General features: G+C 67.6%; 19 protein-coding genes. 11 read left to right on the top strand and 8 right to left on the bottom strand.

Annotated features, from left to right (window positions below):
* Positions 1-21: 21 nt before the first annotated feature.
* Positions 22-834 carry a CHAD domain-containing protein gene (locus tag VI08_RS19885; protein WP_052698078.1) on the bottom strand — a complete coding sequence of 271 codons (813 nt, stop codon included), beginning with the start codon at positions 832-834 and terminating at the stop codon, positions 22-24.
* A 108-nt stretch (positions 835-942) separates the two neighbouring features.
* On the opposite strand from VI08_RS19885, the gene VI08_RS19880 reads away from it, so the two are divergent.
* Positions 943-2,529, top strand: a complete 1,587-nt coding sequence (locus VI08_RS19880) for an inorganic phosphate transporter (RefSeq protein ID WP_045831381.1) — start codon at positions 943-945, stop codon at positions 2,527-2,529.
* 12 nt (positions 2,530-2,541) lie between these two features.
* Here the strand turns inward: VI08_RS19880 and VI08_RS19875 are convergent, their stop codons facing one another.
* From VI08_RS19875 to VI08_RS19860, 4 genes are read right to left on the bottom strand one after another with little or no spacing between them, the layout of a single operon-like run.
* Positions 2,542-3,417 carry a bestrophin family protein gene (locus tag VI08_RS19875; RefSeq protein ID WP_045831380.1) on the bottom strand — a complete coding sequence of 292 codons (876 nt, stop codon included), beginning with the start codon at positions 3,415-3,417 and terminating at the stop codon, positions 2,542-2,544.
* 17 nt (positions 3,418-3,434) lie between these two features.
* Positions 3,435-3,824 carry a 2-hydroxyacyl-CoA dehydratase gene (locus VI08_RS19870; protein WP_232309606.1) on the bottom strand — a complete coding sequence of 130 codons (390 nt, stop codon included), beginning with the start codon at positions 3,822-3,824 and terminating at the stop codon, positions 3,435-3,437.
* 33 nt (positions 3,825-3,857) lie between these two features.
* On the bottom strand, positions 3,858-4,589 hold the full coding sequence (locus VI08_RS19865; RefSeq protein WP_045831378.1) for a 2OG-Fe dioxygenase family protein: 732 nt from the start codon (positions 4,587-4,589) through the stop codon (positions 3,858-3,860).
* Between the two features lie 60 nt (positions 4,590-4,649).
* On the bottom strand, positions 4,650-6,380 hold the full coding sequence (locus tag VI08_RS19860; protein WP_157130530.1) for a L,D-transpeptidase family protein: 1,731 nt from the start codon (positions 6,378-6,380) through the stop codon (positions 4,650-4,652).
* Between the two features lie 138 nt (positions 6,381-6,518).
* Here VI08_RS19860 and VI08_RS19855 point away from each other — a divergent pair, with 138 nt between their 5' ends.
* Both VI08_RS19855 and VI08_RS19850 read left to right on the top strand, forming a co-directional pair.
* Entirely contained in the window at positions 6,519-7,241 is a 723-nt protein-coding gene (locus VI08_RS19855; protein ID WP_045831377.1) for a murein L,D-transpeptidase catalytic domain family protein, read from the top strand.
* A 53-nt stretch (positions 7,242-7,294) separates the two neighbouring features.
* A complete protein-coding gene (locus tag VI08_RS19850) occupies positions 7,295-7,633 on the top strand; it encodes a hypothetical protein (RefSeq protein WP_045831376.1) in 339 nt (112 codons plus the stop codon).
* On the opposite strand, the gene VI08_RS19845 is transcribed toward VI08_RS19850, so the two are convergent.
* Positions 7,630-8,325, bottom strand: a complete 696-nt coding sequence (locus tag VI08_RS19845) for an SOS response-associated peptidase (protein ID WP_045831375.1) — start codon at positions 8,323-8,325, stop codon at positions 7,630-7,632. The genes VI08_RS19850 and VI08_RS19845 overlap by 4 nt on opposite strands.
* A gap of 98 nt (positions 8,326-8,423) precedes the next feature.
* Between VI08_RS19845 and VI08_RS19840 the strand changes: the two genes are divergently transcribed.
* From VI08_RS19840 to VI08_RS19825, 4 genes are all read left to right on the top strand, one after another.
* Positions 8,424-8,630 carry a ParD-like family protein gene (locus VI08_RS19840; RefSeq protein ID WP_045831374.1) on the top strand — a complete coding sequence of 69 codons (207 nt, stop codon included), beginning with the start codon at positions 8,424-8,426 and terminating at the stop codon, positions 8,628-8,630.
* Entirely contained in the window at positions 8,627-9,397 is a 771-nt protein-coding gene (map, locus tag VI08_RS19835; RefSeq protein WP_045831373.1) for a type I methionyl aminopeptidase, read from the top strand. Before VI08_RS19840 ends, map begins: the two co-directional genes overlap by 4 nt.
* A gap of 57 nt (positions 9,398-9,454) precedes the next feature.
* Positions 9,455-9,778: a hypothetical protein gene (locus tag VI08_RS19830; protein ID WP_157130529.1), complete on the top strand. Its 324-nt coding sequence runs from the start codon at positions 9,455-9,457 to the stop codon at positions 9,776-9,778.
* 86 nt (positions 9,779-9,864) lie between these two features.
* Entirely contained in the window at positions 9,865-10,092 is a 228-nt protein-coding gene (locus tag VI08_RS19825) for a hypothetical protein (protein ID WP_045831371.1), read from the top strand.
* Here VI08_RS19825 and VI08_RS19820 read toward each other — a convergent pair.
* Together VI08_RS19820 and VI08_RS19815 are read right to left on the bottom strand one after the other, a co-directional pair.
* On the bottom strand, positions 10,089-10,472 hold the full coding sequence (locus tag VI08_RS19820) for a response regulator (RefSeq protein ID WP_045831370.1): 384 nt from the start codon (positions 10,470-10,472) through the stop codon (positions 10,089-10,091). The genes VI08_RS19825 and VI08_RS19820 overlap by 4 nt on opposite strands.
* 38 nt (positions 10,473-10,510) lie before the next feature.
* Positions 10,511-10,915 (bottom strand): hypothetical protein, encoded by a 405-nt coding sequence (locus VI08_RS19815; protein ID WP_045831369.1) that lies wholly within the window; start codon positions 10,913-10,915, stop codon positions 10,511-10,513.
* A 132-nt stretch (positions 10,916-11,047) separates the two neighbouring features.
* On the opposite strand from VI08_RS19815, the gene VI08_RS19810 reads away from it, so the two are divergent.
* The 4 genes from VI08_RS19810 (at position 11,048) to VI08_RS19795 (ending at position 14,598) form a co-directional block, all read left to right on the top strand.
* Positions 11,048-11,452 carry a hypothetical protein gene (locus tag VI08_RS19810; RefSeq protein WP_045831368.1) on the top strand — a complete coding sequence of 135 codons (405 nt, stop codon included), beginning with the start codon at positions 11,048-11,050 and terminating at the stop codon, positions 11,450-11,452.
* Between the two features lie 86 nt (positions 11,453-11,538).
* The gene (locus VI08_RS19805; protein WP_045831367.1) at positions 11,539-11,775 is read left to right on the top strand and encodes a hypothetical protein; all 237 of its coding nucleotides are present in this window, start codon (positions 11,539-11,541) and stop codon (positions 11,773-11,775) included.
* Positions 11,776-11,873: 98 nt separating this feature from the next.
* On the top strand, positions 11,874-12,113 hold the full coding sequence (locus VI08_RS19800) for a DUF2188 domain-containing protein (RefSeq protein ID WP_045831366.1): 240 nt from the start codon (positions 11,874-11,876) through the stop codon (positions 12,111-12,113).
* 67 nt (positions 12,114-12,180) lie between these two features.
* Positions 12,181-14,598, top strand: a complete 2,418-nt coding sequence (locus VI08_RS19795) for a DEAD/DEAH box helicase (RefSeq protein ID WP_045831365.1) — start codon at positions 12,181-12,183, stop codon at positions 14,596-14,598.
* Positions 14,599-14,685 lie beyond the last annotated feature (87 nt).

Here is a 14,685-nt window from a genome sequence, read left to right as displayed (position 1 = left end):
CGCGCAAGCGCGCTCCCACAGTTAGCCGACTTTCCTGTATTTCTTCAGTTCAAGCGCGATCTGCTCGATCAGCGGCGCGGTCATCGCGGGCTTGCGTAACGATCGCAAGTTCGTGCGAAGCGCGCGCAGGTCCTGCTTCATGCCCAGTGCGTCGGAGAGCTTCGACATGGCGTGCGTGGCGGCCTTGTCCTGCTTCGCACGCTGGTGCGCGGTCTTGTGCGTGGCCCGCAGCACGCGTTTCCAGTACTGCAGCTGCATGCGCAGGCGGCGGGCGCGGCGGCGCCACCGGTGCAGGTTGGCGGGGGTGGCCGCCTTGCGGGCGCGTTTTTCGGCCTTCGCCACGCGCTCGAGCTGGCTGTCGATGGTGGCCTCCACCACGCCGCGCTTCACGGCACGCCAAGGCAGCCGTTCGATGAGGTCGCCCAGTTCGCGCACCGCATGGCGGCGCTTGAGGAAACGCGGATCCTTGAGGAGCGCCTCGACCAGCCGGCCGTCCTGGCGATGTTCCAGCGTGGTGATGGCATCCGCCCACGCCGCGGTGGGCCGGGGGCCGGCGAGGTGGTGCGCGAGCGTCACGGCCACGTGGGCGTCTCGAAGGGGCGAGAGACCGTTGGCCAGCTTGCCGATGCGCGCTTCGATATCGACCAGGGCGCCCCCGAACACCCCGGACCCCAGCCGCAGCAGGCTCTTAAGCCGGCGCAGGCCCTTGCGGGCGGCGTGGATGCCGCCGTGGCGGTCCTTCGTGTTGGCCAACGACCGGGCGATGCCGCGGCATTCGCGGGAGGCGAAGAGGGCCAGGGCGGTTGGGATGCTGGGCGTGGTCTTGGGTGGCATCCCGCCGTATATAGCATGTGACAGCCCGCCTGGCGTTTGCGGAAATTCTGAAACGCGACGGTCACACAGCCTTGCTAGTTGTGGGTGGGTCATGACCGGAGGCAAGCGATGAACAGCACCGTGCTCAGCGAACAGGCGATAGGCTCCCCCCAGACCCGCATGGTCAGCCTCCTGGTATTCGGCGGGATCCTCCTCGCCGCCCTCATCTACATAGGCTCGCAGCTCGGCCACGACCTCACGGTGGCCCCGGCCAGCCCTGCGTTTGAATACGTGCTGCTGGGCGTGGCGTTGCTGATCGCGCTCGGCTTCGAATTCGTCAACGGCTTCCACGACACGGCCAACGCCGTGGCCACGGTCATCTACACGCGTTCGCTGCCGGCCACCTTCGCGGTGGTGTGGTCCGGTGCGTGGAACTTCCTTGGCGTCCTGATCTCCAGCGGCGCGGTGGCGTACGCGGTGCTCCAGCTGCTGCCCATCGGCCTTGTGATGAACGTGGGCAGTGGCGTCGGCTTCGCCATGGTCTTCGCACTGCTGCTCGCGGCCATCGTCTGGAACCTGGGCACCTGGTGGTTCGGCCTTCCGTCGTCCAGCTCGCATACGCTGATCGGTTCGATCATCGGCGTGGGCGTGATGAACCAGATGATGAGCGCGAACGACGCCAACGCGGCGGTGGACTGGGGCCAGGCGCTCAGCGTGGGCAAGAGCCTGCTGTTCTCGCCGCTGATCGGTTTCGCCGCGGCCTATCTGCTTCTGCTGGCGATGAAGACCTTCATCAAGGTGCCGGAACTGTACGCGGAGCCGCACGGCGACAAGCCGCCGCCGTTCTGGGTGCGCAGCCTGCTCATCCTCACCTGCACCGGCGTGTCGTTCGCGCATGGCTCGAACGATGGCCAGAAGGGCATGGGCCTGATCATGCTCATCCTCATCGGCACCGTGCCCAGCGCGTACGCGCTGAACAAGGCCGTGACCAGCAGCGAGACGCAGACCTTCGTCTCGGTGGCGCATCACGCCAGCGAGACCCTTTCGAAGTACGCCACGGGTGCCACCCCGGTGGCCAACCCGCGCGCCGAGCTGGAGCACTACATCCAGACCAAGGACGCCACGCCGCAGGTGATGGCCGCCCTTGGCGCGCTCACCGCCACCGTGGCGGGCCAGGTCGCGCAGCGCCCGTCATTGGCCGACGTGCCGCACGACCAGGTGAACAACGTGCGCAACAATATGTACCTGAGCTCGGAAGCCCTGCGCATCATGGCGAAGGCGAAGCAGCCGGCGTTCTCGCCGGATGACCAGGCGGTGCTCGATAACTACCACGGCCTGCTCGACAAGGCGACGAAGTTCATCCCTACGTGGGTGAAGGTGGCTGTCGCCATCGCGCTTGGGCTTGGCACCATGGTGGGCTGGCGCCGCATCGTGCGCACGGTGGGCGAGCGCATCGGCAAGACGCACCTCACCTATGCGCAGGGCGCCTCGGCGGAAATCGTCGCCATGCTGACCATCGGTGCCGCCGACCGCTTCGGGCTGCCGGTGAGCACCACGCATGTGCTGTCGTCCGGTGTCGCCGGGACCATGACGGCGAATGGCTCGGGCCTGCAGTGGACCACCGTGCGCAACATGCTTCTTGCATGGGTGCTGACGCTCCCGGTATCCATCGCCCTCGCGGCCGTGCTGTTCTGGCTACTGCGGCACGTGTTCTGAGGCCGCTGGAACTCACTCGCGCAACAGGCCCAGCAAATCGTCCTGCACCACCGCGCTGTAGCGCTCCAGCGGCAGGTCGTTCGGCATGATGTCGAACGGGTCTTCGATCTGGTCGCCCAACGCGTCGAGGCCGAAGAACGTGTAGGCGAGGATGGCCACCACCACGGGCGTGAACCAGCCCATGACGCCGACGAGGCAGAACGGCAGGAAGAAGCAATACACGTGCACGGAGCGGTGCAGCAGCAGGATGTACGAGAACGGGATGGGCGTGCCGCTGATGCGCTCGCAGCCGGCCAGCACGTGCGACAGTTGGCTTACCTTGCCGTCGAGGGTGGCGAGGAGTATCGGGTCGGCGCCCTCGGCACGGGCGGCATCGGCCAGCGCCAGGCCGAAGCGATCAATGAGAAATGCGGGCCGGTTCGACGCAGCGGCGGTTTCTTCGGCAAGGCGGGGGGATAACCACGGCCGCATGTCGGCCGTAGGGTCGGTTCCCCGCAAGTGGTGGCGCAGGGCATGGGCGAAGGCGATGACCATGCCGATGAGCCGGCCGCGTTCTTCAGCGCCGGTGCGTGGCAGGAACGCCCGCACCTGCCGGGCGAGGTCGCGCGCCACGGTGACGAGTTCACCCCACAGGTTTCGCGCCTCCCACCAGCGTTGGTACGCCACCTGGTTGCGGAAGCCCAGGAAGATGGCCAGCGTGAGCCCCATGAGCGTGAGCGGCGTGGCGTTCAGCCCACCGCTGAACCACCCGTAGCGGAGATCGAGCACGGCAACGAGCAGCGACAGCACCACGGTGTAGAGGATGCGCCGCCATATGACGGGCATGATGGTGCCGCGGTAGGCGAAGAGCAGGGAGCGGAGGCCGGGGGTGCGGGTGCGCGATGACATGGCGCCATCGTACGCCCTCAGGTCGCGGTGTCGTCGGCCTTCTTCCGGCGGCGTTTTGGCGCAGGCTGCGCCAGCAGCCCCTGCAGGTAGGCGATGCCTTCTTCTTCCGGGAACCACGCGATGACATCGGCCACGGTGAGGCCGTAGCGGACGCGGAGTTTGCCGAAGGCCTCGCGCGGCTCGGCGAGGGGATCGACCTTGATGGCCTTGGGGCGACCCGGCTTGCGCTTCTCGACAACGGGCGCAGCCACGACGGGCTTGTCGGCAAGCTTGCGGTCGAGCGCGGCGAGTTCGTCCTGGAACTGTTTGAAATCGTATTTACCGGACGAGTTCATCGCTTGGGTCTGCAACGGCGTTGCGGCCATTGTGGCACGGCCAGATGTCGGAAATTTGAGAATCAGGGACATCCGCCCATGCGGCCGTCTCGGTGCGGCGCCGGGTCAGTTGGCGCGGAACGTCACCACCAGTACGTCGCGGTGCGAGGCCTTGCCCGCGTCGAGCGGGGTGACCGGGGTCACGCCATGGAACACGCGGGGGTCGTGGATGAGCGCCGAATCCAGCGGGTGGGCGAGGGTGAATTCGCCCAGCGCCCGGCCATCGGGGGCGTGGATGGTGGTGGTGCCGCTGGCGATGTTCTCGCGGTCGACCAACAGCACCAGCACGTAATCGACGCCATCCCGGTGGCTGCCTTCCGGGGTGGGCTCGCCCGCCGCGCCGGCCGTGGCCTCGATGCGGAACTGGTGCACTTCGATATGCCAGAAAGGCACCTCGGGCGAGTGCCCGCCGAAGAAATCGCGGCAGAAATCGAGGATGGCCAGCATGGTGCGGCCCGTGGCGATCTCGGGCAGCACGGGCTCGAACCAGCGCTCGATGTCGCCCTGGAGGGTGTTGTAGGCAAGGGCCTGGTAGTGCGCCTGGTGCGGCCGGGGTTCGACGTGGCCGAAGCGCTCCGCGCCATAGGTGGCGTGGCGACGGCGGCGGAAGCGGCCGGTGGCGGCGAGGTAGGTATCCGGTTCCAGCGCGTTCCAGCTGGCGGCGAATGCCGGCCAGTCACCAAGGCCGGCCACGTGGCTGACCAGCTCGCGCATGGTGTCGCCGTGCACGAAGGCGAAGCCCTCGTCCCGCACCTGGTCGTGGAGGGTGGTTTCGGTCGCTTCGAGGGGGGCGTTCATCGGCGCAGTATACGCCCGGCCAGCGAGGCCGGGCTGCGGCAAAACGCGCCACGGGGCGGCTTAGAGGGCCTGCAGCGGTTGCGGCTTGTCGAGCGCGGCGAGCAGTGGCGTGTCGCGATCGTAGATGTCGTTCTTGTAGGCGAGGCGGCCCTGGTCGTCGATATCGACGGTCCAGTAGGCAAGGAGGATGGGCACGGTGGCCGGCAGGGTCACGTTCTGCGTCTTGCCCTCGGCGATGCGCTGGTCGATGGCGTCGCGGCTCCACTTCTCGTCATCGTTGAAGAGCAATTGCACGAGGTCGAGCGGGTGCTCGACGCGGATGCAGCCCGAGCTCGTGTCGCGCTTGGCCTTCGAGAAGAGCTCCTGGTGCGGCGTGTCGTGGAGGTACACGGCGAACGAATTCGGGAAGCGGATGACCACCTGGCCCAGCGAGTTGCCGGGCCCGGCATCCTGGCGCAGGGTGATGCCGCGCGGGTTGGCCCAGTTCACGCTGGCCGGCGCCACGGTGTTGCCCGCGTTATCGAGCACGCGGATGCGGTTGCTGGCGAGGTAACCCGGGTTGGCGCGGATCTTCGGCAGCACGTCGTTCTTGAGGATGGTGGGCGGGATCGTCCACGTCGGGTTGAACGTGACGTAGTTGATCTGCGAGCGGAAGATGGGCGTGCTGCGGTAAGGCTTGCCCACCTGCACGCGCGACTTCCACACGGGCTCGCCGTCGCGGTAATAGGTAATCTTGAACCCGGCCACGTCGACGACCACGAAGGTGGCTGGCAGGGCGTGGAGCAGCCACCGCGCGCGTTCCATGTTCGCGCGCACCTGGCCAATGCGCTGGCCGATGGAGACGTTCATCGCGGCCAGCGTGTCGGTACCGACGGCGCCATCCACGTCCAGGTAATGATCCTGCTGGAAGCGCTTGACCGCGTCCGCCACGGGGGTGTCGAAATGCTGGCCTTTTGCCTGCGCCGGGTCGAGGTAGCCGCCGGCCACCAGGCGCGCGCGCAGCGCGGCGACGCGCGGATCCTTCATGCCGGGCTTCAGCGACGGGCCATCGGGGATGGTGGGCCAGTCGCCGCGCGAGGATTCGTCGCGCAGCCGGGCCAGCCCGTCGCGCAGCTTCGCGTACAGCGGGTGCTGCGGGCGCGCCTGGTCGAAGGCCCGCCCGACCGACCGTTCGTCGATCGAGGTCTCGAGCATGGCCAGGCCTTGCTGCGGGTCGAGGGCCTGGGGGTCGATGTTCCACACCGGGTCGAGCCGCGCCGGGTCGACCTTGCCGCGGGTGAGTTGCACCAGCGCGGTAATGTAGGCCCGCGTGGCGAGCAGGTCGAAATCGGCACGTTGTGCAGGGCTCGCGTCCTTGAATCCAGGTGCCTGGTAGGTGTCGCGCAACGCGTCCAGGCCATAATCCTGCGGCAGTAGCCCATCGCCTGCCAGGGAGGCCAGGCCGGCGAACAATTGATCGACGTTATCGGCGTCGGCCCACGCCGGGGCATAGTGGCGCTGGGTGTAGAAGTCGGTGAGCACCTGGCCGATGGCTGCCTGCTGCCGGGTCAGGGGGCCGCCCTGGATGGGCGCCATGGCCACGATGCGGGCATAAATGGCCTGGGCCGCGGGGTCGCTCGCGGGTGGGGGCGGGGGCACGGCCACGCTGGCCGAAGAGGCCGGCGCGACAATAGGCGGCGGATCCGCCGCCCCGGCAGGGGGCGAGACGCTCTGGGCCCTGCCGCACAAGGGCAGGGCCACTGCCATGAGCCATGCGCCAACCTGCGCACCAAACCGCTTGTCCATAGTCATCAGCTATCAATTCCAGTCTTATCCGCGGTGATCCTTCACCCTTTCACATATATCAAGGGCAACGATGTGACGATGTTGTGGTGATTAAATGATCACCACGTTAGGATCGGGCCTCCTGCAGTACCCCCGGCTGGCCTGATGATCCGAACGATTCGTACGCTTCTTGCGTCCGCACCGCTGCTCGGTGCTTTTGCTCTCCTCCCGCTCCAGGCGCATGCCGCCGATTCGCTGGGTGACGCCCTCGCCAAGCTGGCCCCCAAGGCCGACCCGAAAGTCATTGGGCTCGCGGTCCAGGCGGCCGAGTGTGCGCAAAGCCAGGGCGGCCCGCAGTCCTCGCGGCTTGCCGTCATCGACTATTCCAAGCCGTCATCGCAGCCGCGCCTGTGGGTGTTCGATACGGTGAACCGCAAGCTGCTCTTCCAGGAGCTGGTGGCGCATGGCAAGAACAGCGGCGACGCGGACAGCACCCGGTTCTCGAACGCCGAGAACAGCCTGGCTTCCAGCATCGGCCTGTTCCGCACCTCCGATACCTACATGGGCAAGAACGGGTATTCGCTGCGCATGACGGGCCTCGAGCCCGGCGTGAACAGCAACGCGCTGGCCCGCGCCATCGTCATCCACGGCGCCGCCTATGTCAGCGAGACCATGGCCCGGGTGGCCGGCCGCATCGGCCGCAGCTGGGGTTGCCCCGCGGTGAGCACCGCCGTTGCGCACAAGCTCATCGACGCCCTCAAGGGCGGCCAGATGGTCTTCTCGTACTACCCGGATAAGAAGTGGCTCAGCTCGTCGAGCTACCTGAAGTGCAGCAATAACCAGCTGGCCAGGGTGGAGGCCAGCGCGGTCGCGCGCGCGGGGACCTGATTCCCACGCGCGCTCTCGGCTAGAATCCCCGGGACCTCATCGTGGAATCCAGCATGAAACATGTTCTTGCGATCGCCGGCTGCCTGCTCATGGCCGGCTGCGCCACCAGCGGCATGAAAGACACCCTGCCCAAGCTCAGCAGCAAGACGGGCAAGGGCGTGCCGGCCTACGTCGAGTGCGTCGTGCCGAAGTGGCAGGCCCTCGCGAAGGATGCCAAGGGCGACGCGAAGGACGACAAGGGCGTGGTCACCGCCAGCGACGACGGCAAGTACGAGCGCCTGGAGGTCACGGCCAACGGTGCCGGCGCGCAGGTCGTCATGCGCGAACTGCAGAAGAAGAAAGGCGCCGACTACGACGGCCGCTTCCGCGAAGAAGCCATCAGCTGCCTCTAGAACAGGCCTGCGATGGGCTCGACCAGTTCGGGCCCATCGTTCCTTGGCGAGCCCACGGCCTTCGGCACGGGGTAATACACCAGTTCGGGTTCGTTCGCGGCCGCCAGCAAGGGCAGCGCGACATCGGGCGGTGCGAACAGCCAGTCTTCCCACGCGTCCGGCGCCAGGATCACCGGCTGGCGGTCGTGGATGTCGCCACCCACCTTGCCCGGCTCGCCGGTGATGATGGTGTAGGTGCGCAGCGGCTCGGCTCCCTCGGCGCCGCGCCAGGTTTCCCATAGCCCCGCGAACATCAGCAAGCGCCCATCGGGTGGCTTGATGAAGAAGGGTTGCTTCGCCCCTTTCTCACCCTGCCATTCGAAGTAGCCCGAGGCGGGCACCAGGCAGCGGCGCTTCTTCACCGCCGCGCGGAAGGCCGGCTTGTCGGCAAGGCCCTCGCGACGGGCGTTGATCATCTTGGTTCCGATGGCCACGTCCCTGGCCCACGACGGCACAAGGCCCCAGCGGCACAGGCCCACCTCCGCCCGCGCCTCGCTTGCCGTGACGACCAACGCCCGCTGCGTGGGCGCGATGTTGAAGCGATCCTCGCGCTGGTTGATCTCACTGCTGAGATCGAGCTCGAGCCGCTCGAGCACGTCGCGGGCTTCGCGCGACATGCTGGCCGGGCCGTACGTGGCATAGCGTCCGCACATGCGCACACAGTGGCAGGATCGGCGGGGCGGCGCCATGGGTGGCACGGCATATACGATTCGTATATGCTTCATATATATCTTCCGCCGGAGCGTCGCCCATGGGCATCGTGAACATCGACGACGAGCTGCACGACCAGCTGCGTCGCGCGTGTACCGTGAGCAGCCGCTCGATCAATGCGCAGGCTAATTTCTGGATCCGCATCGGCATGCTTTGCGAGCTGCACCCCGAGCTTAGCTTCCAGCAATTGGTGGCCCGGCAGCTGCGCGAGGCGGGGGTCAGGGCCGACGCCCCCACGCTGGCATGATCAAGCAGCCCCACGAACTGGCGCTGATGGCCGAGTCGGGCCGGTTGCTGGCATCTGTGTTTGAGATGCTTGGCACGTTGCCCATGGAGGGCATGAGCACCCTGGCCATCAACGACCGCGTGGAGGCGTTCATTGTCGACGGCCTTGGCGCGCGGGCCGCGAGCAAGGGCCAGTACGGCTTTCCCTATGCCTTGAACGCCTCCATCGACAACGTGGTGTGCCACGGGGTGCCGTCGGCGGATGACGTGCTGCGCAGCGGCCAGATCGTGAATCTCGATATCACGCTGGAGAAGGGCGGTTATATCGCCGATTCGAGCACCACCTACCTGGTGGGCGAGGTGGGCTACGCCGCGCGGCGCCTCGTCGAAGCCACCTACCAGGCGATGTGGAAGGGCATCGCCGCGGTGCGGCCCGGCGCGCGCTTGGGCGACGTGGGTTTCGCCATCCAGAAACATGCCCGCGCCATGGGCTACACCGTGGTGAAGGAATTCTGCGGGCACGGTATCGGCCGCGAGATGCACGAAGACCCGCAGGTGCTCCACTACGGCCACCGCGGCACCGGCGTGGTGCTGGAAGAGGGCATGACCTTCACGATCGAGCCGATGCTCAACCAGGGCAGCGCGGCCATCCTGCACAGCGACGACGCGTGGCCCGTCCACACACGGGACGGCAAGCTCTCGGCACAATTCGAGCACACGGTGGCGGTGACCCGCCATGGCGTCCAGGTGCTGACGCTGCGCCCCGGCGAGCGCCCGCCGCCGCGCTAAGCCTATTGCCAGCCGCCACGCCCGGGCCCACACTCGCGGCGTCCGGGGGAGGCGCGCATGGCTCGTTTGCTGATGGTCGGCTTGCGCCCAACGGCGGGGCCGGATGATTCCGAACTCATCGGGCTGGTGCGTGCCGGGCTCGCCATCGCGCGGGCCAAGGGCTATCTCAGCGATTTCTCACCCAGGCTGGCCCGGTCGGAGTCGGGCACCCTCGTCATGCTGTGTGAACTCGTCTCCGTGCGCACGGTGGATGCCCTGGACGAGGATGCCGACCTGCAGGACGTGATCATGCAGATATCGGCGCTGGCGGAGGTGTTCCCGCTATACACGCTGGTCGAGTTCAGCGCGATGCGCGTCACGTTCGAAACGCTGGACGCCTAGCTCGACGGTTTTTTTCCCGTCCGTTCGCGCGGTTTTTATATCGACCTTGGTGCACTCGGCCTCCCGACAGCCTTCAGGAGCGTGCCATGGGCCATGACCTGGATGAAGACGCCCGGATCGACGTGGAATGCCTGCGCGACAGCAGCGCCGCCGACGCGCCGCGCTATACCTTCGATTACCGCGTGTTCGCGCGGGACGGGACCACGATCATCGATACCAGCGACAGCGGTGGGGTGTCGTACGAATCGCAGAAGATGGCGATGTCCGAGGGCTGGCGGATGGCCCGGGAATCGCTGCACCGCATGGAGCGCTAGCGGGGCACCCGCGGGCGGGATTCACGGGCGCGGTCGATCGCCTCCAGCAACTGCGCGCGGTCGAACGGCTTCTCGAGGAACACCGCGCTCAGCGGGAAGGGTTCCAGGTCTTCCGGCAGGCGGCTGGAGACCACGATGATGGCCGTTTTCGGCCGCTCGCGCAGCACCGCCTGGAGCAGGGCGGTGCCGCGGCGCTCGCCCGGGGTATCCGCGTGGATCACCAGCAGCGAAAGCTCAGGCATGTTCTGGTACGCGCGCTTGGCGTCGCGGTAGGTGACCGTGGCACGCGCGGCGTAGCCGGCGTCGTCCAGCACCATGGCAACGGTCTCCGCCACCATGCTGGCGCGGTCGAAAACAAGGGCGTCGGGGCGGTTGCTCATGGGCGGAGAATATCCGTCTACCGCCCCCTTTGCGCAAGCTATTCGCGGGCCGGCTCGGGGGGCCAGTCGCTGTTGAACGACTTGACCCGCGCGAGCAGGTCACGCACTTCCTGGTCGCGGTCGGCGATGCGCTTTTCCTCAGCCGCTTTCTGCGCCGCGTAATCGTGGTTGGTGCCCTGCACGGCGTCGTTCACCAGCAGGCACGTCTCCTCCAGGTGGGCGGCGCGGGTGTGGAAGCCAAGGCGGTCGGCGAGGATCTCCATGCGCAGGCCGGGGTGGCTCTGCTCAAGGGCCTGGGCACGGACGGCGAAGAACTGCTGCCACTCCCGTTCGGGCGCACCACTGAGAACAGCCTCAACCTTGGGAATATCGGGTCGGTCGAACACCCCGATGTCGTCGATGGCCTCGAACGATTCAATGTCGATCCAGTCGCGGCTGGCCATGGCGGGAGCTTCCTTGGGGGCGGGTGGGGCGGCATTGTTCGGCCGGTGGCGTGCAGGCGGCGTCATGGCACTTCACCACGGGTGCACATGTGCGAAAGAATGCTGGGCAGGATCCCCACGGAGTAACCCGCCATGCGTTACCTCGCCATCGCCGGCCTTGTCTTCCTCGCCGGTTGCGCCACCCAGAACGAACGCCACGTCGGCATCCACGACGTGCTCTCCAGCACCACGTTCAGCCACCAGGACGCTGCCGACGGCGATGCCACGCTGACCATTGTCCGCGACCAGGGCCTGTGGGGCGCCGGGTGCTCCAGCGCCATCTACCTCGACGACAAGGTGGTGGCCGACATGGAGATTGGCCAGCAGTTGGTGCTCCACGTGCCGTCGGGCAGCCGCAAGCTGGCCATGATGCCGCACGGTGCCTGCAGCAGCGACCGCGTCGAGGCCGACGCCACCGTGGGCCAGGGCGAGTCGAAGACCTTCTCGATCCCGGCCAGCGGCGAGGGCCTCACCGGCCAGGCACCGCCAAAGGCCTGATCGTTCAGATAATCCTTGTCATCGGCGGCGCGAAGGCGCAAGAATCGGCCTGACCGCTTCGCGTCGCCCGTGAGGAGATCCGCGACATGCATCGGCGCATCGTTGGCCAGTACTGTGTCGAGGTACGCACCCTCCGCAACCCCGCTGGGTTGTGGAAAGCTGCCTACATCGTGGAACCGGTGCACGCTGGGCCGCGCGACTTCGTCATGATCACCCTGCTTGAGGAATTCCTCGACGAGCGCGCCGCCGTCGATGCGGCCATGGACAAGGGCTGCCAGCATGCCCACTGGCTCGTCGCCGCCCGCAACGCCTATTCGGGCTAGCGTGACCGCGGCCGCCACCTTGCCGTGACGCGCCTGCGACGAATCCGCCCCTAGCGTCATCGGCACGGGGGCATGGGCCTCCTTCGCGGAGTGCGCCCTTGGCCCGGACCATCCTCTACCTGCCATACAACGCCGCGCCGCGCGGCCAGTGGATCGTGCGGCGCAATGCCGACATGGTGGGCCAGTTCCCGACCCGCGACGAGGCGTTCAGCCACGCCCGCGCGCTGGTGGCCGCGATCCGTGCCCAGCGTGGCAACGAGGCCGACCTCAAGGTGGAGGACGAAAACGGCAACTGGCGCTACGAAGCCATCCCGGCCGAGGCCAGCACCACCCACTAACCAGGGCGTCGCAGGATCTGAGACCGGGCCGGGCGATAAACGGGCCCCGCCTTCGTGTCCGATCGCCATGGCCGCCTACCTGCAAGCAAAGCGTACCGACGAGGCCGACGCGGTCCTCGCCAACCCCCACGATGGCCGCACGCTGGCGCATCGCCTTACCGACAAATACGGCGACCGGGTGGCGTCGGCGTTCACCGTCTTCGGGCGGCCCGGCCAGTTCGTGCCGCTGCCCGCCGACCTGCCGGCGCCGCTGGCGGGTGCATTGGCCGCGCGCGGCATCGAGCGGCTTTACTCGCACCAGCAGGAAGCCTGGGAGGGCGCCCGCGCGGGCAGGCACGTGCTGGTGGCCACGCCCACGGCCTCGGGCAAGACGCTCTGTTACACGCTGCCGGTGGTGTCGTCGGTGCTTGAGGCTGGCGCCAAGGCCCTGTACCTGTTCCCCACCAAGGCGCTGGCGCAGGACCAGGTCGCCGAGCTGCTGGAGCTCAACCGCGCGGGCGATCTCGGCGTCAAGGCCTTCACCTTCGATGGCGATACCCCGGGGGATGCCCGCCAGGCCATCCGCTTGCATGGCGACGTGGTGGTGAGTAACCCCGACATGCTCCACCAGGCCATCCTGCCGCACCACACCAAGTGGGCCCAGTTCTTCGAGAACCTGCGCTACGTGGTCATCGACGAGATCCACACCTACCGCGGCGTGTTCGGCTCGCACCTGGCCAACGTGCTGCGCCGGCTCAAGCGCATCTGCGCTTTTTATGGCGTGCGGCCGCAGTTCGTGCTGTGCTCCGCCACCATCGGCAACGCCACCGAGCATGCCGAGGCGCTGATCGAAGACGAGGTGCTCACCGTCGCAGGCAGCGGCGCGCCCAGCGGTGACAAGCACGTGCTGCTCTGGAACCCGCCTGTGGTGAATCCCGACCTCGGCCTGCGCGCGTCGGCGCGCTCACAGACCAACCTCATCGCCCGCGTCGCCATCAAGGCGAAGATGAAAACGCTGGTGTTCGCCCAGTCGCGGCTCATGGTCGAGGTACTCACCAAGTACCTCAAGGATGTGTTTGACCACGACACGCGCAAGGCGCCGCGCATTCGCGCGTATCGCGGCGGTTACCTGCCCACGGAGCGGCGCGAGGTGGAGCGCGAGATGCGCGCCGGCAACGTCGATGGCATCGTTTCCACCTCGGCGCTCGAGCTGGGCGTGGATATCGGTAGCCTCGACGCCGTGGTGCTCAATGGTTACCCCGGCTCCATCGCGGCCACGTGGCAGCGCTTCGGCCGCGCCGGGCGCCGCCAGCAACCGTCGCTGGGTGTACTGGTGGCCACCAGCGCGCCGCTCGACCAGTACCTCATGCGCCACCCGGCCTTCCTCACCGAGGCCAGCCCCGAGCACGCGCGCATCCAGCCCGACCAGCCACTGATCCTGCTCGACCACATCCGCTGCGCCGCGTTCGAGCTGCCCTTCGTGGGCAGCGACCCGTTCGGGCCGAACGATGCGGAACCGTACCTGCAGGTGCTGCAGGAGGCCGAGGTGCTGCACCGCGAGGGCGATCGCTGGGAATGGATCGCCGACAGCTACCCGGCCAATGCCGTGAGCCTGCGCTCGGTGGCCGATGGCAACTTCGTCGTCGTCGACCGCACCGAAGGCCGCCAGGCGATCATCGCCGAGGTGGATTACTCGGCGGCGGCGCTCACCCTGTACGAAGGGGCCATCCACATGATCCAGAGCGTGCCGTACCAGGTGGAGCGCCTGGATTGGGAAGGCCGCAAGGCCTACTGCACGCGCACGCATGTCGATTACTACACCGACGCCATCGACTACACGAAGCTGAAGGAACTGGAGTGCTTCGATGCCGCGAACGCGGGGCAGGGCACGGCGCGGCACGGCGAGGTACACGTCGTGCGCCGCGTCTCGGGTTACAAGAAAATCCGCTACTACACCCACGAGAACATCGGCTACGGGCCGGTGAACCTGCCGGACCAGGAGCTGCACTCCACGGCCGCGTGGTGGCAGCTGCCGCAGGGCTTGCTCGACGAGGTGTTCCGCTCACGGCAGCACGCGCTCGATGGGTTCCTCGGCGCGGCCTACGCGTTGCACACCGCGGCCATCGTCGCCGTCATGGCCGAGCCGCGTGATCTGCAAAAAGCGGTGGGCTCGGGCGACGGCGGCTGGTCGGCCCAGGTCGACGCCGGTGGGCGGGGGCAGGTGCGCGCGCCGGATGGCTCGCTGGCACTGCCTGATGCGTTCGAGCGGTTCCTTCCCACGGTGTACCTCTACGATAACTTCCCTGGGGGCGTGGGCCTCAGCGAACCGCTGTTCCGCCGCGCGCCCGAACTCGTCCGCCATGCGCTGGCCACGGTGCAGGGCTGCGCGTGCAAGGCGGGTTGCCCCGCGTGCGTCGGCCCCGTGCTGGCGGCTGACGAGCACCGGGACGAAACCCCGAAGGCCCTGGCGGCAAAGGTGCTCGAACTCCTCGGCGCCGCCGCATGAGCGACCTGGCTTCCCGGCTCGCTCGCCTCCGGCAACAAGCCGGCTCGCCTTCCGGGGAGGCTCCGTCTGTGGGAGCGCGCTTGCGCG

The sequence above is a fragment of the Luteibacter yeojuensis genome, assembly GCF_000964085.1.
Classification (GTDB): Bacteria; Pseudomonadota; Gammaproteobacteria; order Xanthomonadales; family Rhodanobacteraceae; genus Luteibacter; species Luteibacter yeojuensis_A.
The sequence above is the reverse complement of the archived record's forward strand: the minus strand, read 5'-3'. Positions and strand labels throughout refer to the sequence as shown.

What these genes read in the sequence shown, in the direction of transcription:
- VI08_RS19885 (WP_052698078.1), bottom strand. Translation starts at nt 834, where the DNA reads ATGCCACCCAAGACCACGCCCAGCATCCCAACCGCCCTGGCCCTCTTC.
- VI08_RS19860 (WP_157130530.1), bottom strand. Translation starts at nt 6,380, where the DNA reads ATGACTATGGACAAGCGGTTTGGTGCGCAGGTTGGCGCATGGCTCATG.
- VI08_RS19820 (WP_045831370.1), bottom strand. Translation starts at nt 10,472, where the DNA reads ATGAGCAACCGCCCCGACGCCCTTGTTTTCGACCGCGCCAGCATGGTG.
- VI08_RS19880 (WP_045831381.1), top strand. Translation starts at nt 943, where the DNA reads ATGAACAGCACCGTGCTCAGCGAACAGGCGATAGGCTCCCCCCAGACC.
- VI08_RS19875 (WP_045831380.1), bottom strand. Translation starts at nt 3,417, where the DNA reads ATGTCATCGCGCACCCGCACCCCCGGCCTCCGCTCCCTGCTCTTCGCC.
- VI08_RS19830 (WP_157130529.1), top strand. Translation starts at nt 9,455, where the DNA reads ATGGCTCGTTTGCTGATGGTCGGCTTGCGCCCAACGGCGGGGCCGGAT.
- VI08_RS19795 (WP_045831365.1), top strand. Translation starts at nt 12,181, where the DNA reads ATGGCCGCCTACCTGCAAGCAAAGCGTACCGACGAGGCCGACGCGGTC.
- VI08_RS19865 (WP_045831378.1), bottom strand. Translation starts at nt 4,589, where the DNA reads ATGAACGCCCCCCTCGAAGCGACCGAAACCACCCTCCACGACCAGGTG.
- VI08_RS19870 (WP_232309606.1), bottom strand. Translation starts at nt 3,824, where the DNA reads ATGTCCCTGATTCTCAAATTTCCGACATCTGGCCGTGCCACAATGGCC.
- VI08_RS19805 (WP_045831367.1), top strand. Translation starts at nt 11,539, where the DNA reads ATGCATCGGCGCATCGTTGGCCAGTACTGTGTCGAGGTACGCACCCTC.
- VI08_RS19855 (WP_045831377.1), top strand. Translation starts at nt 6,519, where the DNA reads ATGATCCGAACGATTCGTACGCTTCTTGCGTCCGCACCGCTGCTCGGT.
- VI08_RS19850 (WP_045831376.1), top strand. Translation starts at nt 7,295, where the DNA reads ATGAAACATGTTCTTGCGATCGCCGGCTGCCTGCTCATGGCCGGCTGC.
- VI08_RS19840 (WP_045831374.1), top strand. Translation starts at nt 8,424, where the DNA reads ATGGGCATCGTGAACATCGACGACGAGCTGCACGACCAGCTGCGTCGC.
- VI08_RS19825 (WP_045831371.1), top strand. Translation starts at nt 9,865, where the DNA reads ATGGGCCATGACCTGGATGAAGACGCCCGGATCGACGTGGAATGCCTG.
- VI08_RS19810 (WP_045831368.1), top strand. Translation starts at nt 11,048, where the DNA reads ATGCGTTACCTCGCCATCGCCGGCCTTGTCTTCCTCGCCGGTTGCGCC.
- VI08_RS19845 (WP_045831375.1), bottom strand. Translation starts at nt 8,325, where the DNA reads ATGTGCGGACGCTATGCCACGTACGGCCCGGCCAGCATGTCGCGCGAA.
- VI08_RS19815 (WP_045831369.1), bottom strand. Translation starts at nt 10,915, where the DNA reads ATGGCCAGCCGCGACTGGATCGACATTGAATCGTTCGAGGCCATCGAC.
- map (WP_045831373.1), top strand. Translation starts at nt 8,627, where the DNA reads ATGATCAAGCAGCCCCACGAACTGGCGCTGATGGCCGAGTCGGGCCGG.